The organism is uncultured Clostridium sp., assembly GCF_963515715.1.
GTDB lineage: Bacteria > Bacillota > Clostridia > Clostridiales > Clostridiaceae > Clostridium_AW.
Window position 1 is genome coordinate 41,657 of the sequence record NZ_CAUPZS010000015.1, and the last position, 12,334, is coordinate 53,990.

The following is a 12,334-nucleotide window of genomic DNA, read 5'->3' on the forward strand; positions in this document are numbered from 1 at the left end:
TCCCTCTTTTTAGAACTGCAAGCCAGCTTCTCTTGCACCTTCAGCAAGTTCTTTTACTCTTCCGTGATAAATATATCCGCCTCTATCAAAAACAACTTTGTTAATTCCTTTTTCCATTGCTTTTTTAGCAATAGTTTCTCCAACTAACTTAGCTCCTTCTTTGTTGCTTCCTGCACAATCAAATTCTTTATCTACGCTAGAAGCTGAAACTAAAGTTATTCCTTTAGTGTCATCTATTATTTGAGCATAAATATTTTTTTCACTTCTATATACTGAAAGTCTTGGCATCTCTTGAGTTCCGGATATTTTTTTACGAACTCTTAAATGACGTCTAACTCTAGATTCGTTTCTATTTTCTTTCTTAAACATAGAGACTCACTCCTTTCTTATTTTACTTCTTACCAGTCTTACCTTCCTTACGTCTTACAACTTCGTTATCATACTTGATACCTTTTCCTTTGTAAGGCTCTGGTTTTCTCCACGTTCTTATATCTGCAGCAACATCTCCAACTAATTCTTTATCGATACCGGAAACTATTATCTTATTAGCTCCTTCTAATTGGAAATCTATTCCTTCAACTGCATTTATTTCAACTGGATGTGAGAATCCAAGATTTAATACTAATTTCTTTCCTTGTAACTGAGCTCTGTAGCCAACTCCAACTAATTCTAAAGTTTTCTTGTATCCTTCAGTTACTCCTACAACCATGTTGTTTATTAAAGATCTTGTTAATCCATGAAGAGCTCTGTTTTGCTTTTCATCATTACTTCTAGTTACAACTATAGAATTGTTCTCAATAGCTATAGTTATAGCTGGATGCATAGCTTTTGTAAGCTGACCTTTTGGTCCTTTAACTGTAACAACATTCTCTGGAGTCACAGTCACAGTCACACCGTTTGATATAGCTATTGGAAGTCTTCCTATTCTTGACATAATTACACCTCCTGTTCATTAATTACCAGATGTAGCAAAGTACTTCTCCACCAACTGCTAACTTTGTTGCTTCTTTATCTGTTATTATTCCTTTAGATGTTGATATTACAGCAACTCCTAATCCGTTTAAAACCTTAGGAACTTCTTCTTTTCTACAATATACTCTTAATCCTGGCTTTGATATTCTCTTTAAACCAGTAATAACTCTTTCTTTATTATAACCATATTTCATAGTTATCTTAAGCATTGGAACTGATCCGTCATTATATTCCTCAACTTCTCTTATATATCCTTCATTTAACATTATATTAGCAATAGCCTTCTTTATATTTGAAGAAGGTATCTCAACCACTTCGTGTCTAACAACATTAGCATTTCTGATACGTGTTAGTAGATCTGCGATTGGGTCAGTCATTCCCATATTAATGTGCCTCCTTTCGTATAACAATTACCAACTTGCTTTTTTACAACCAGGTATCTGACCTTTGTATGCAAGTTCTCTAAAACAAATACGGCATACACCAAATTTCTTTAATACAGAATGTGGTCTTCCACATATTCTACATCTAGTATAAGCTCTAGTTTTATATTTAGGTTCTTTATTCCACTTTTCAATTAAAGCCTTACGTGCCACAATCTTCCCTCCTTACTATTGTGCAAAAGGCATTCCAAGGAATCTTAATAGTTCTCTAGCTTCCTCGTCAGTCTTTGCATTTGTAACAAATACTATATCCATACCTCTTAACTTATCTATCTTATCGTATTCAATTTCAGGGAATATAAGTTGCTCTTTAATTCCTAATGAGTAGTTTCCTCTACCATCGAAAGACTTATCAGAAATTCCTCTAAAGTCTCTAACTCTTGGTAATGCAACATTCATTAATCTATCTGCGAACTCATACATTTTTACTTTTCTTAAAGTAACCTTACATCCAATAGCCATATTTTCTCTTAGTTTAAAGTTAGCTATTGACTTCTTTGCTCTTGTTAATATAGGTTTTTGACCTGCAATTATTGATAAATCACTTACTGCTGATTCTAGTGATTTTGGGTTTTCCTTAGCTTCACCAACACCCATGTTGATAACTATTTTTTCAAGCTTTGGAACTTCCATTATATTTTTATATCCGAACTTTTCCATTAAAGCTGGAACAACTTCTTTTTCATATTTTTCCTGTAATCTTGGAATCATTAAGTGAACCTCCTTTCAAGATTAGAATGTCTCTCCGCACTTTTTACAAACTCTTACTTTTGTGCCATCATCTAATATTTTATGACTTATTCTAGTCACTGATTTACATTTTGTGCAGTATAACATAACTTTTGAACTAAATATAGGTGCTTCCTTGTGAATAATTCCACCTTGCATATTTTCTCTACTTGGTTTCTGGTGTTTTGTAACTACATTAACATCCTTTACTAACACTTTACCATTCTTAGGGAATACGCTTAAAACTTCACCTATTTTTCCCTTATCCTTACCGGATATAACCATAACTGTGTCTTTCTTTCTTACGTGTACTCTATTTGTCATTTAAGCCACCTCCCTATCCTACAGAACTTCAGGTGCTAATGATAGTATTTTAGTAAACTCTTTATCTCTTAGCTCCCTAGCAACAGGTCCGAAGATACGTGTTCCTTTTGGCTGTTTATCATCTTTTATAACAACAGCTGCATTTTCATCAAATTTTATATAGGAACCATCTACTCTTCTAACACCTTTTCTTGATCTTACGATAACTGCTTTTATAACGTCACCTTTTTTAACAACCCCGCCTGGTGTTGCACTTTTAACGCTAGCAACGATTATATCTCCGATGTTGCCATATCTTCTATTTGAACCGCCTAGTACTCTTATACACATTATTTCCTTAGCACCAGAGTTATCTGCAACTCTTAATAAAGATTGCTGCTGAATCATTAAAATACCTCCTTTCAGCCTTTTGGATTATTTAGCTTTTTCAATTATTTCTACTATTCTCCATCTCTTGTCTTTAGATAATGGTCTTGTTTCCATAATTAAAACTTTATCATTAAATTTAGCTTCATTATTTTCATCATGAGCCTTAAATTTAGTAGTTCTATTTATAGTCTTGCCATATAATGGATGACGTACTTTTGTTTCAACTGCTACAACGACAGTTTTATCCATTTTATCTGAAACAACTCTACCAACTCTTGTCTTCCTATTTGCTCTTTCCACAGGACAAGCCTCCTTTCACAATTACTGCTCAAAGTTCCTTAGTTCTTCTTCTCTAAGGATGGTCTTAATCTGGGCTATAGATTTTTTTACTTCTCTTATTCTCATTGGGTTTTCTAACTGACCAGTAGCTAACTGAAATCTAAGGTTAAATAATTCGCCCTTAAGATCATTAAGCTTACCTTGTAGGTCTTGAGGACTGCTATTTCTTAAATCTTTTAATTCTTTAGCCTTCATTGATTTCACCACCCATTTCTTCAAAGTCTGATCTCATAACAAATTTAGTGCTAACTGGAAGCTTATGTGAAGCAAGTCTCATCGCCTCTCTAGCAACCTTTTCATCAACACCTGTTAATTCGAATAAAATTCTACCTGGCTTAACTACAGCTACCCAGTATTCTGGTGATCCTTTACCGGAACCCATACGTGTTTCAGCTGGCTTTTCAGTCACAGGCTTATCTGGGAAAATCTTTATCCAAAGTTTTCCACCTCTTTTAATGTATCTATTAATAGCTATTCTGGCAGATTCTATTTGATTGCTTGTAATCCATCCACATTCTGTAGCTTGTAATGCAAAATCACCATAAGCAATAAAGTTACCTCTTGTAGCTTTACCTTTCATTCTGCCACGCTGTACCTTACGATGTTTAACTCTTTTAGGCATTAACATGTCATATTCCTCCTTCCTTATGCATTAACTTCCTTTATTTCTTTTTTAGCTGGAAGAACTTCACCTCTATATACCCATACTTTTACACCTATTTTTCCGTATGTAGTATCTGCTTCTGCAAATCCATAATCTATATCAGCTCTTAATGTTTGTAGAGGAATTGTTCCTTCGTGATAATTTTCTGTTCTTGCAATATCTGCTCCACCAAGTCTTCCTGCACAAGAAGTTTTAACTCCTTTAACTCCAGCTTTCATTGCTCTTTGAATTGTTTGTTTCATAGCTCTTCTAAAAGAAATTCTCTTTTCTAACTGTTGAGCTATATTTTCAGCCATTAACTGTGCATCAGTTTCTGAAGATTTAACTTCTATAATATTTATTAATATATTCTTATCTTCTTTAACTAATTTCTTAACTCCTGATTTTAACACTTCAATTCCTGATCCGCCTTTACCAATTACCATTCCTGGTTTAGCAGTATATATATTTAACTTTACTCTTTTAGCTGCTCTTTCGATTTCAATCTTTGAAATTCCAGCTGAGTAAGATTTGTTCTTAATGTATTCTCTTATTAAGTTATCTTCAACTAAATAGTCAGCAAAGTTTCTTTTATCAGCATACCATTTAGCATCCCAATCTTTAATAACTCCAACTCTCAACCCGTGTGGATTTACTTTCTGTCCCATCTTTTTCCCTCCTTCTTCTATTAAGCTCTTTCCTTAACAACTAGAGTTATATTGCTAGTTCTTTTCTTTATTCTAAATGCTCTACCTTGAGCGTGTGGTCTATATCTCTTTAATATTGCACCTTCACCTACATATGCTTCAGAAACATATAAGTTATTTACATCTAGATTTAAATTATTTTCAGCATTTGATACTGCTGATTTTAAAACTTTATTTACTACTACAGCTGCATCCTTTGGAGTATACTGTAATATTGCAAAAGCTTCATTTACATTTTTACCTCTTACTAAATCAAGAACTATTCCTATCTTCGTTGAGGACATTCTCACATACTTAGCTATTGCTTTAGCCTGCATTGATTTTTACCTCCTTCCTGTACTATCTTACCTTAGATGACTTTTCTGTCTTATCTACGTGGCCTCTGTATGTTCTTGTTAAAACAAATTCTCCAAATTTATGTCCAACCATATCTTCAGTAACATATACTGGAACATGTTTTCTTCCATCATGAACTGCTACTGTGTGACCTATCATTTGTGGGAATATTGTTGAACTTCTTGACCATGTCTTTATAACTTTTTTCTCACCGTTTTTATTCATCTCATTTATTTTCTTTAAAAGTCCTTCATGAACAAAAGGTCCTTTCTTTACGGATCTACTCACTTGATTGGCCTCCCTTCATTAACCTTATTAATAACTTTTGAAGAGAATATAATATTCTCTTCAAATTACTTGCTTCTTCTCTTAACAATTAATCTATCTGAGTACTTTTTAGTTTTTCTTGTCTTTAATCCAAGAGCTGGTTTACCCCATGGAGTAAGTGGACCTGGACGTCCTATTGGAGTTCTACCTTCTCCACCACCGTGTGGGTGATCAACTGGGTTCATTACAGAACCTCTAACTGTAGGTCTGAATCCCATATGTCTCTTTCTTCCAGCTTTACCTAAGTTCATTATTTCATGTGTTAAGTTTGAAACTGTTCCTATAGTAGCTTTACATTCAATTCTTACATATCTCATTTCACCGCTTGGAAGTCTTAATGTAGCATAATTTCCTTCCTTAGCCATTAACTGAGCTGAACTTCCTGCTGATCTTACTAACTGAGCACCTTTTCCTTTTGATAACTCAATATTGTGTACGAATGTACCAACAGGCATGTTCTTTAATGGAAGACAGTTTCCAACTTTGATATCTGCTTCTGACCCTGATTCAATTTTATCTCCAACCTTTAATCCGTCTGGAGCGATTATATATCTCTTTTCTCCATCAGCATATGTAACTAATGCTATAAATGCTGTTCTGTTTGGATCGTATTCAATTGTGGATACCTTTGCTGGAATCCCATCCTTGTCTCTCTTAAAATCAATTATTCTATATTTTCTTTTAGCTCCGCCACCTCTGTGACGTACTGTAATTTTTCCGTGATTATTTCTACCGCCACTCTTGTTTAATGAAACTAGAAGTGATTTCTCTGGACTATCAGTTGTAATTTCACTGAAAGTAGGTACTGTCATCTGTCTTCTAGCAGGAGTGGTAGGCTTAAATCCTTTTACAGCCATTTTTTTACCTCCTAACCTAGCTTATCTGGCCTCTAGCCAATAACCCGCTTTAATCAAAACAATTATTACATTCCTTCGAAGAATTCAATTCCCTTGCTCTTTTCAGTCAATTTAACAATTGCTTTTTTGTAGTTTGGTCTTCTTCCTAAGTGTACGCCAACCCTTTTTTCTTTTCCTAAATAGTTAGCTGTTTTAACTTCTTCAACCTCTACACCAAATACTTCTTCTATAGCTCTTTTTATTTGACATTTATTTGCATGCTTATCAACTATAAAGGTGTATTTTTTGTCTCCCATAGAAGCCATACTTTTTTCTGTTACAACAGGTCTTCTTATAATATCATAACTAGTTAGCTTCATTATGCATACACCTCCTCAATTTTTGATACAGCATCCTTAGTTATAATGAAATTTTCATATTTCAATATATCATAAACATTTAAATTATTGGCAGGAAGTACTTCTACTCCTTCAATATTTCTCGCTGATTTATATACATTTTCATTTGATTCAGCTGTAACAATTAATGTCTTGTTAGCATTAAGTGCTCCTAACATTTTAACTATTTCTTTAGTTTTTGGAGCTTCTAATTCAAGATTTTCTAATACTATTATCTGATTATCTTGAACTTTTGAAGTAAGAGCTGATTTCATAGCAACTCTTCTCATTGATTTTGGAACTGAAACTCTATACTCTCTTGGCTTTGGTGCAAAGACAACACCACCGTGTATCCATTGAGGTGATCTTGTTGAACCCTGTCTAGCTCTACCAGTTCCTTTCTGTCTCCATGGTTTTATTCCACCACCAGAAACTTCAGCTCTTGTTTTACTTGATTGTGTTCCTTGTCTCTTGTTAGCTAATTGAGCTACAACTACTTGATGTAAAGCATATTGATTAACTTCAACACCAAATACGCTATCTGCAAGTTGAATATCTCCAACTTTCTTTCCTTCTTTATTAAATAATCCTACTGTAGGCATCCTGTATCCTCCTTTCCATACAAAATTAAGCTTTTACTGTATTTCTGATTACCACTAAACCTTTATTTGGTCCTGGTACTCCACCTTTTATTAAAATTAAATTCTTTTCCGGAATGATTTTTACAACTTCTAAGTTTAATACTGTTGTATTCACATTTCCCATATGTCCTGGCAGTTTCTTATTTTTAAATGTTCTTGATGGATCTGAAGATGCTCCCATTGAACCAACTGCTCTATGGAATTTGGACCCGTGGGACATTGGTCCTCTATGTGCATTCCATCTCTTTATTGTACCTTGGAATCCCTTACCTTTTGAAACCCCTGATATGTCAACTTTTTCTCCAGCCTGGAAAGCATCAGCTTTTATTTCCTGACCTACTTCATATTCACTTGAGTTTTCAAGCTTGAATTCCTTAAGAACTCTTTTAAATTGAACACCTGCTTTTGCAAAATGTCCTTTTAGTGGTTTGTTAACTAATTTTTCTCTTATTTCTCCAAATCCAACCTGTATTGCTTCATAACCATCTTTTTCAGTTGTTTTCTTTTGAACCACTACACATGGACCTGCCTCAACTACTGTCACTGGAACTACTCTATTATTCTCATCGAATATTTGAGTCATACCAAGTTTTTTACCTATTATTGCTTTATTCATTATCTACACCTCCTCAACTAATTAGCGGACCACACAATTGCGGTCATAATAGTCTGTAATAGGCACTCTATTACATTATAATTATAATTTTATTTCAATGTCCACTCCTGCTGGTAAATCCAATCTCATTAATGAATCAACAGTTTTTGGTGATGGACTAAGTATATCAATTAGTCTTTTATGTGTTCTAATTTCGAACTGCTCTCTAGAATCTTTATATTTATGAGGAGCTCTTAATACTGTAATAACATCTTTTTCTGTTGGTAGTGGAACTGGACCAGCTACCTTTGCTCCTGATGCTTTAGCAGTTTCTACAATTTTTTCAGCAGATTGATCAAGAATTGTGTGATCAAATGCTTTTAATCTTATTCTTATTTTTTGTTTTGCCATTTTAATTTCCCTCCTTTTTCTTGCACGCTTTACTTCATACGTACAACAGCGGATATATTCTGTAAACTGTTCCGGGTGTTGCATAATCTTATTCATAATGGCACCCACACAGAATAACCGTCGCCTGGTTCAAGACCATTGCTAACTCAGCTAAGAATTACCCGGAAGCCCGGCAACCTCTTGCCTCATCGCTGTTATTACATTACAACTTCTATAGTATACAATATTTCTTTAAATTTGACAAGTGTTTTTTTACTTAACTTTTATGTTGATTCATTTCACTATAATTCATAAAAATAATACATTATGACGCATTGTTTTATAAAAAAGAAGAGTGCTTTCACTCTTCTTTTTTTATAATCAACACTCGCTAAAACTATAATTAATTATTCAATTATAGTAGTAACAACTCCTGAACCTACTGTTCTTCCACCTTCTCTGATCGCGAATCTTAATCCTTCATCCATTGCTATCTGAGTGATTAATTCTACGTCCATGTCAATGTGGTCTCCTGGCATTACCATTTCTACTCCTTCTGGTAATTTGATTGATCCTGTTACGTCTGTTGTTCTGAAGTAGAATTGTGGTCTATATCCGTTAAAGAATGGAGTGTGTCTTCCACCTTCTTCTTTCTTTAATACGTATACTTGACCTACGAATTTTTGGTGTGGCTTTACTGTGTTTGTTGCTGATAATACTTGACCTCTTTGGATGTCATCTCTTTGTACTCCTCTTAATAGAGCTCCGATATTATCTCCAGCCATTGCACTGTCTAGTAACTTTCTGAACATTTCTATTCCTGTACAAACTGTCTTTTTCTTTTCTTCGCTTAATCCTACGATTTCTACTTCGTCTCCTACTTTTAGGATTCCTCTTTCAACTCTTCCAGTTGCAACTGTTCCTCTTCCTGTGATTGTAAATACGTCTTCTACTGGCATTAAGAATGGTTTGTCAGTTGCTCTTTCTGGTGTTGGGATATAGCTATCTATTGCTGCCATTAAGTTCATTATAGGTTCTGTTGCTGCATCATCTGTTGGGTTTTCTAATGCTTTTAATGCTGATCCTACAACTATTGGTGCATCGTCTCCTGGGAAACCATATTCACTTAATAATTCTCTTACTTCCATTTCAACTAATTCTATTAGTTCTGGATCGTCTACCATATCTGCTTTGTTTAAGAATACTACTATGTATTCAACTCCAACTCTTGATGCTAGTAGTATGTGTTCTCTTGTTTGTGGCATTGGACCGTCTGCTGCACTTACAACTAAGATCGCTCCATCCATCTGTGCTGCTCCTGTTATCATGTTCTTTACATAGTCCGCGTGTCCTGGGCAGTCAACGTGTGCATAGTGTCTGTTTTCTGTTTCGTATTCTACGTGGGATGTGCTGATTGTGATTCCTCTTTCTTTTTCTTCTGGTGCCTTATCTATTTGGTCATAGTCGAATGCATCTGCGAATCCCTTGCTTGCTAATACTGTTGTGATTGCTGCTGTTAATGTTGTCTTACCGTGGTCTACGTGTCCTATTGTTCCTATATTTACGTGTGGCTTATTTCTCTCAAATTTTGCTTTTGCCATTTTTTGTTCCTCCTTTATTTTAAGTTTATTATTTAAATTTATTTATTTCCAATTATTTTTTCTTGAATGCTCTTTGGCACTTCTTCATAGTGGTCGAACTGCATTGAGTAAGTTCCTCTACCTTGAGTATTGGATCTTAATACAGTGGCGTAACCAAACATTTGTGAAAGCGGTACAAATGCTCTTATAACCTGTGCTCCTGCTTGCGCTTCCATTCCTTCAATTCTACCTCTTCTTGAGTTAACGTCACCCATTACGTCACCCATGTACTCTTCTGGAACAGTTACTTCAACTTTCATCATAGGTTCAAGCAATACTGGGTCTGCTTTAGCCATAGCATTTTTAAAGGCCATGGAACCTGCAATTTTGAAGGACATTTCTGATGAGTCAACGTCATGGTATGATCCATCAAATAATCTAACTTTAAAGTTGATAGTTTCGTATCCTGCAACTATACCACTCTTTGAAGCTTCTTGAATACCATTGTCGATAGCTGGTATATATTCTCTTGGAACAACCCCACCAACAATACCATTTTCGAATACATATTCTCCTTCGTGTGGCATAAGTTCGATCCAGCAGTGTCCGTATTGTCCACGTCCACCAGACTGTCTAACATACTTACCTTCAGCTTTAACAGCTTTCTTAATTGTTTCTTTGTAAGCAACCTGTGGCTCACCTACGTTACATTCAACCTTAAATTCTCTTATAAGTCTATCTACAATGATTTCAAGGTGAAGTTCTCCCATACCTGCTATAATTGTTTGACCAGTTTCGTGATCTGTATATGTCTTGAATGTTGGATCCTCTTCAGCAAGTTTAGCTAAAGCGATACCCATTTTTTCTTGACCAGCTTTAGATTTTGGCTCTATAGCAACATGGATAACTGGTTCTGGGAATTCCATGTTTTCAAGAATTATTGGATCCTTTTCGTCACATAAAGTGTCACCAGTTGTAGTATCTTTTAATCCAACAACTGCACCTAAGTCTCCTGCACATAATTCTTCAATTTCTTCTCTGTGGTTAGCATGCATTCTTACTATTCTACCAACTCTTTCTTTCTTACCTTTTGTAGAGTTATAAACATAAGTACCACTCTTGATAACTCCTGAGTATACTCTTACGAAAGCAAGTTTTCCTATGAATGGGTCAGTAGCAATTTTGAATGCTAATGTTGACATAGCTTCATCATCTGATGATTTTCTTTCTAAATTCTCTCCGCTATCGGGGTCAGTACCCTTTACTGGAGGAATATCTATTGGTGATGGCATGTATTTTATTATAGAATCAATCATTGCCTGAACACCTTTATTTTTATATGAGGAACCACAAATTACTGGAACTATTTTGTTAGCTATAACACCTTTTCTTAATGCAGCATCTAGCTCATCAACTGTGATTTCTTCACCTTCTAAATATTTCATCATTAATTCTTCGTCTAATTCAACTATAGCTTCTATCATAGCAGCTCTATATTCTTCAACTTGATCTACCATATCTTCTGGAATATCTGTTGCTTTAGTTGAAGTTCCAAGATCATCTACATAAATTACTGCTTCATTTTTTATTAAATCAACGTATCCTTTGAAGTAATCTTCTTTACCTATAGGAAGTTGAATTGGAACTGCATTGGTCTTTAATCTTTCTCTCATCATATTAACAACTCTGAAGAAGTCAGCTCCTACTATATCCATCTTATTTACATAAGCCATTCTTGGAACTCCGTATTTGTCTGCCTGTCTCCAAACTGTTTCAGTCTGAGGTTCAACCCCACCTTTTGCTGTTAATACTGTTACAGCACCATCTAATACTCTTAGTGATCTTTCAACTTCAACTGTAAAGTCTACGTGTCCTGGCGTGTCGATAACGTTTATTACGTGATCTTTCCACATACATGTTGTTGCTGCTGAAGTAATTGTTATACCTCTCTCTTGTTCCTGAACCATCCAGTCCATTGTAGCAGCACCTTCATGCACTTCTCCTAATTTGTGCGTTTTACCTGTATAGAATAGAATACGTTCTGTTGTAGTAGTTTTACCTGCGTCTATATGTGCCATTATTCCTATATTACGGAACTTCTCTAACGGATATTGTCTTGCCACTAATGTTTCCTCCTCTCAAACTACGAATAGTTTAATTATAAAATTTGAGAAAACTGTTTTGGTACACACCAAAACAGTTTTAATATTAATATCTGTAATGTGCAAAAGCTTTGTTTGCTTCAGCCATCTTATGAGTATCTTCTCTTTTCTTAACAGCTGTTCCTGTATTATTGGCTGCATCCATGAGTTCACCTGCAAGTCTTTCTCTCATGTATTTTTCGCCTCTTTTTCTTGCAGCGTCTAGCATCCATCTAATACCAAGAGTCTGTCTTCTTTCTGGTCTTACTTCGATTGGCACCTGATATGTAGCACCACCAATTCTTCTTGCTTTTACTTCAAGTAATGGCATTACATTGTTCATAGCTTCTTCGAATACTTCTATTGCATCTTTGCCAGTCTTTTCTGATATTATGTCAAAAGCGCTGTAGCAAACTTTTTGAGCTACACCTTTTTTACCATCGATCATTAAACTGTTTATAAATTTAGTTACAACTATACTATTGTACACTGGATCTGGTAATACATCTCTTTTACCTATATGTCCTTTTCTTGGCACTTTTCTTCCCTCCTTAACATAATTGA

Annotated in this window: 21 protein-coding genes; all 21 read right to left on the reverse strand. The window is 35.0% G+C overall.

The genetic code is table 11. The features are described from left to right. Positions 1-9: 9 nt before the first annotated feature. Positions 10-369 carry a 50S ribosomal protein L18 gene (gene rplR, locus RYO54_RS11545; protein WP_315118760.1) on the reverse strand — a complete coding sequence of 120 codons (360 nt, stop codon included), beginning with the start codon at positions 367-369 and terminating at the stop codon, positions 10-12. A gap of 22 nt (positions 370-391) precedes the next feature. Then, positions 392-934: a 50S ribosomal protein L6 gene (rplF, locus tag RYO54_RS11550; protein WP_315118762.1), complete on the reverse strand. Its 543-nt coding sequence runs from the start codon at positions 932-934 to the stop codon at positions 392-394. 22 nt (positions 935-956) lie between these two features. Next, positions 957-1,355, reverse strand: coding sequence for a 30S ribosomal protein S8 (rpsH, locus tag RYO54_RS11555; protein WP_315118764.1), 399 nt, complete (start codon positions 1,353-1,355; stop codon positions 957-959). 27 nt (positions 1,356-1,382) lie between these two features. Continuing rightward, entirely contained in the window at positions 1,383-1,568 is a 186-nt protein-coding gene (locus RYO54_RS11560; protein ID WP_315118766.1) for a type Z 30S ribosomal protein S14, read from the reverse strand. A gap of 15 nt (positions 1,569-1,583) precedes the next feature. After that, positions 1,584-2,126 carry a 50S ribosomal protein L5 gene (rplE, locus tag RYO54_RS11565; protein WP_315118768.1) on the reverse strand — a complete coding sequence of 181 codons (543 nt, stop codon included), beginning with the start codon at positions 2,124-2,126 and terminating at the stop codon, positions 1,584-1,586. A gap of 21 nt (positions 2,127-2,147) precedes the next feature. Beyond that, positions 2,148-2,468 carry a 50S ribosomal protein L24 gene (gene rplX, locus RYO54_RS11570; protein WP_315118769.1) on the reverse strand — a complete coding sequence of 107 codons (321 nt, stop codon included), beginning with the start codon at positions 2,466-2,468 and terminating at the stop codon, positions 2,148-2,150. Between the two features lie 18 nt (positions 2,469-2,486). Beyond that, positions 2,487-2,855, reverse strand: a complete 369-nt coding sequence (rplN, locus tag RYO54_RS11575) for a 50S ribosomal protein L14 (protein WP_315118771.1) — start codon at positions 2,853-2,855, stop codon at positions 2,487-2,489. A gap of 27 nt (positions 2,856-2,882) precedes the next feature. Beyond that, a complete protein-coding gene (gene rpsQ, locus RYO54_RS11580) occupies positions 2,883-3,137 on the reverse strand; it encodes a 30S ribosomal protein S17 (RefSeq protein ID WP_315118772.1) in 255 nt (84 codons plus the stop codon). Positions 3,138-3,158: 21 nt separating this feature from the next. After that, positions 3,159-3,371, reverse strand: coding sequence for a 50S ribosomal protein L29 (gene rpmC / locus RYO54_RS11585; RefSeq protein WP_315118774.1), 213 nt, complete (start codon positions 3,369-3,371; stop codon positions 3,159-3,161). Further along, the gene (rplP, locus tag RYO54_RS11590) at positions 3,361-3,804 is read right to left on the reverse strand and encodes a 50S ribosomal protein L16 (RefSeq protein ID WP_315118776.1); all 444 of its coding nucleotides are present in this window, start codon (positions 3,802-3,804) and stop codon (positions 3,361-3,363) included. The genes rpmC and rplP overlap by 11 nt, the downstream gene beginning before the upstream one ends. Before the next feature lie 17 nt (positions 3,805-3,821). Next, positions 3,822-4,487, reverse strand: coding sequence for a 30S ribosomal protein S3 (rpsC, locus tag RYO54_RS11595; RefSeq protein ID WP_315118778.1), 666 nt, complete (start codon positions 4,485-4,487; stop codon positions 3,822-3,824). A 20-nt stretch (positions 4,488-4,507) separates the two neighbouring features. Then, a complete protein-coding gene (rplV, locus tag RYO54_RS11600; RefSeq protein WP_315118780.1) occupies positions 4,508-4,843 on the reverse strand; it encodes a 50S ribosomal protein L22 in 336 nt (111 codons plus the stop codon). Between the two features lie 22 nt (positions 4,844-4,865). Next, positions 4,866-5,150, reverse strand: coding sequence for a 30S ribosomal protein S19 (rpsS, locus tag RYO54_RS11605; RefSeq protein WP_315118781.1), 285 nt, complete (start codon positions 5,148-5,150; stop codon positions 4,866-4,868). A gap of 65 nt (positions 5,151-5,215) precedes the next feature. Beyond that, on the reverse strand, positions 5,216-6,046 hold the full coding sequence (gene rplB / locus RYO54_RS11610; protein ID WP_315118783.1) for a 50S ribosomal protein L2: 831 nt from the start codon (positions 6,044-6,046) through the stop codon (positions 5,216-5,218). Between the two features lie 65 nt (positions 6,047-6,111). Then, positions 6,112-6,405, reverse strand: a complete 294-nt coding sequence (gene rplW / locus RYO54_RS11615) for a 50S ribosomal protein L23 (RefSeq protein WP_315118785.1) — start codon at positions 6,403-6,405, stop codon at positions 6,112-6,114. Then, positions 6,405-7,025: a 50S ribosomal protein L4 gene (rplD, locus tag RYO54_RS11620; RefSeq protein ID WP_315118787.1), complete on the reverse strand. Its 621-nt coding sequence runs from the start codon at positions 7,023-7,025 to the stop codon at positions 6,405-6,407. Before rplD ends, rplW begins: the two co-directional genes overlap by 1 nt. A gap of 25 nt (positions 7,026-7,050) precedes the next feature. After that, positions 7,051-7,680 (reverse strand): 50S ribosomal protein L3, encoded by a 630-nt coding sequence (rplC, locus tag RYO54_RS11625; RefSeq protein WP_315118789.1) that lies wholly within the window; start codon positions 7,678-7,680, stop codon positions 7,051-7,053. A gap of 81 nt (positions 7,681-7,761) precedes the next feature. Then, on the reverse strand, positions 7,762-8,070 hold the full coding sequence (gene rpsJ / locus RYO54_RS11630) for a 30S ribosomal protein S10 (protein ID WP_315118791.1): 309 nt from the start codon (positions 8,068-8,070) through the stop codon (positions 7,762-7,764). Between the two features lie 386 nt (positions 8,071-8,456). Beyond that, positions 8,457-9,650: an elongation factor Tu gene (gene tuf, locus RYO54_RS11635; RefSeq protein ID WP_315118793.1), complete on the reverse strand. Its 1,194-nt coding sequence runs from the start codon at positions 9,648-9,650 to the stop codon at positions 8,457-8,459. A gap of 38 nt (positions 9,651-9,688) precedes the next feature. Continuing rightward, positions 9,689-11,752, reverse strand: coding sequence for an elongation factor G (fusA, locus tag RYO54_RS11640; RefSeq protein ID WP_315118794.1), 2,064 nt, complete (start codon positions 11,750-11,752; stop codon positions 9,689-9,691). An 85-nt stretch (positions 11,753-11,837) separates the two neighbouring features. Then, positions 11,838-12,308 carry a 30S ribosomal protein S7 gene (gene rpsG, locus RYO54_RS11645; protein WP_315118795.1) on the reverse strand — a complete coding sequence of 157 codons (471 nt, stop codon included), beginning with the start codon at positions 12,306-12,308 and terminating at the stop codon, positions 11,838-11,840. Positions 12,309-12,334: the final 26 nt, after the last annotated feature.

What these genes read in the sequence shown, in the direction of transcription:
- rplB (WP_315118783.1), bottom strand. Translation starts at nt 6,046, where the DNA reads ATGGCTGTAAAAGGATTTAAGCCTACCACTCCTGCTAGAAGACAGATG.
- rplV (WP_315118780.1), bottom strand. Translation starts at nt 4,843, where the DNA reads ATGCAGGCTAAAGCAATAGCTAAGTATGTGAGAATGTCCTCAACGAAG.
- rplN (WP_315118771.1), bottom strand. Translation starts at nt 2,855, where the DNA reads ATGATTCAGCAGCAATCTTTATTAAGAGTTGCAGATAACTCTGGTGCT.
- rplE (WP_315118768.1), bottom strand. Translation starts at nt 2,126, where the DNA reads ATGATTCCAAGATTACAGGAAAAATATGAAAAAGAAGTTGTTCCAGCT.
- rpsH (WP_315118764.1), bottom strand. Translation starts at nt 1,355, where the DNA reads ATGGGAATGACTGACCCAATCGCAGATCTACTAACACGTATCAGAAAT.
- rplP (WP_315118776.1), bottom strand. Translation starts at nt 3,804, where the DNA reads ATGTTAATGCCTAAAAGAGTTAAACATCGTAAGGTACAGCGTGGCAGA.
- tuf (WP_315118793.1), bottom strand. Translation starts at nt 9,650, where the DNA reads ATGGCAAAAGCAAAATTTGAGAGAAATAAGCCACACGTAAATATAGGA.
- rplX (WP_315118769.1), bottom strand. Translation starts at nt 2,468, where the DNA reads ATGACAAATAGAGTACACGTAAGAAAGAAAGACACAGTTATGGTTATA.
- rplW (WP_315118785.1), bottom strand. Translation starts at nt 6,405, where the DNA reads ATGAAGCTAACTAGTTATGATATTATAAGAAGACCTGTTGTAACAGAA.
- rpmC (WP_315118774.1), bottom strand. Translation starts at nt 3,371, where the DNA reads ATGAAGGCTAAAGAATTAAAAGATTTAAGAAATAGCAGTCCTCAAGAC.
- rplC (WP_315118789.1), bottom strand. Translation starts at nt 7,680, where the DNA reads ATGAATAAAGCAATAATAGGTAAAAAACTTGGTATGACTCAAATATTC.
- rplF (WP_315118762.1), bottom strand. Translation starts at nt 934, where the DNA reads ATGTCAAGAATAGGAAGACTTCCAATAGCTATATCAAACGGTGTGACT.
- rplD (WP_315118787.1), bottom strand. Translation starts at nt 7,025, where the DNA reads ATGCCTACAGTAGGATTATTTAATAAAGAAGGAAAGAAAGTTGGAGAT.
- rplR (WP_315118760.1), bottom strand. Translation starts at nt 369, where the DNA reads ATGTTTAAGAAAGAAAATAGAAACGAATCTAGAGTTAGACGTCATTTA.
- rpsJ (WP_315118791.1), bottom strand. Translation starts at nt 8,070, where the DNA reads ATGGCAAAACAAAAAATAAGAATAAGATTAAAAGCATTTGATCACACA.
- rpsC (WP_315118778.1), bottom strand. Translation starts at nt 4,487, where the DNA reads ATGGGACAGAAAGTAAATCCACACGGGTTGAGAGTTGGAGTTATTAAA.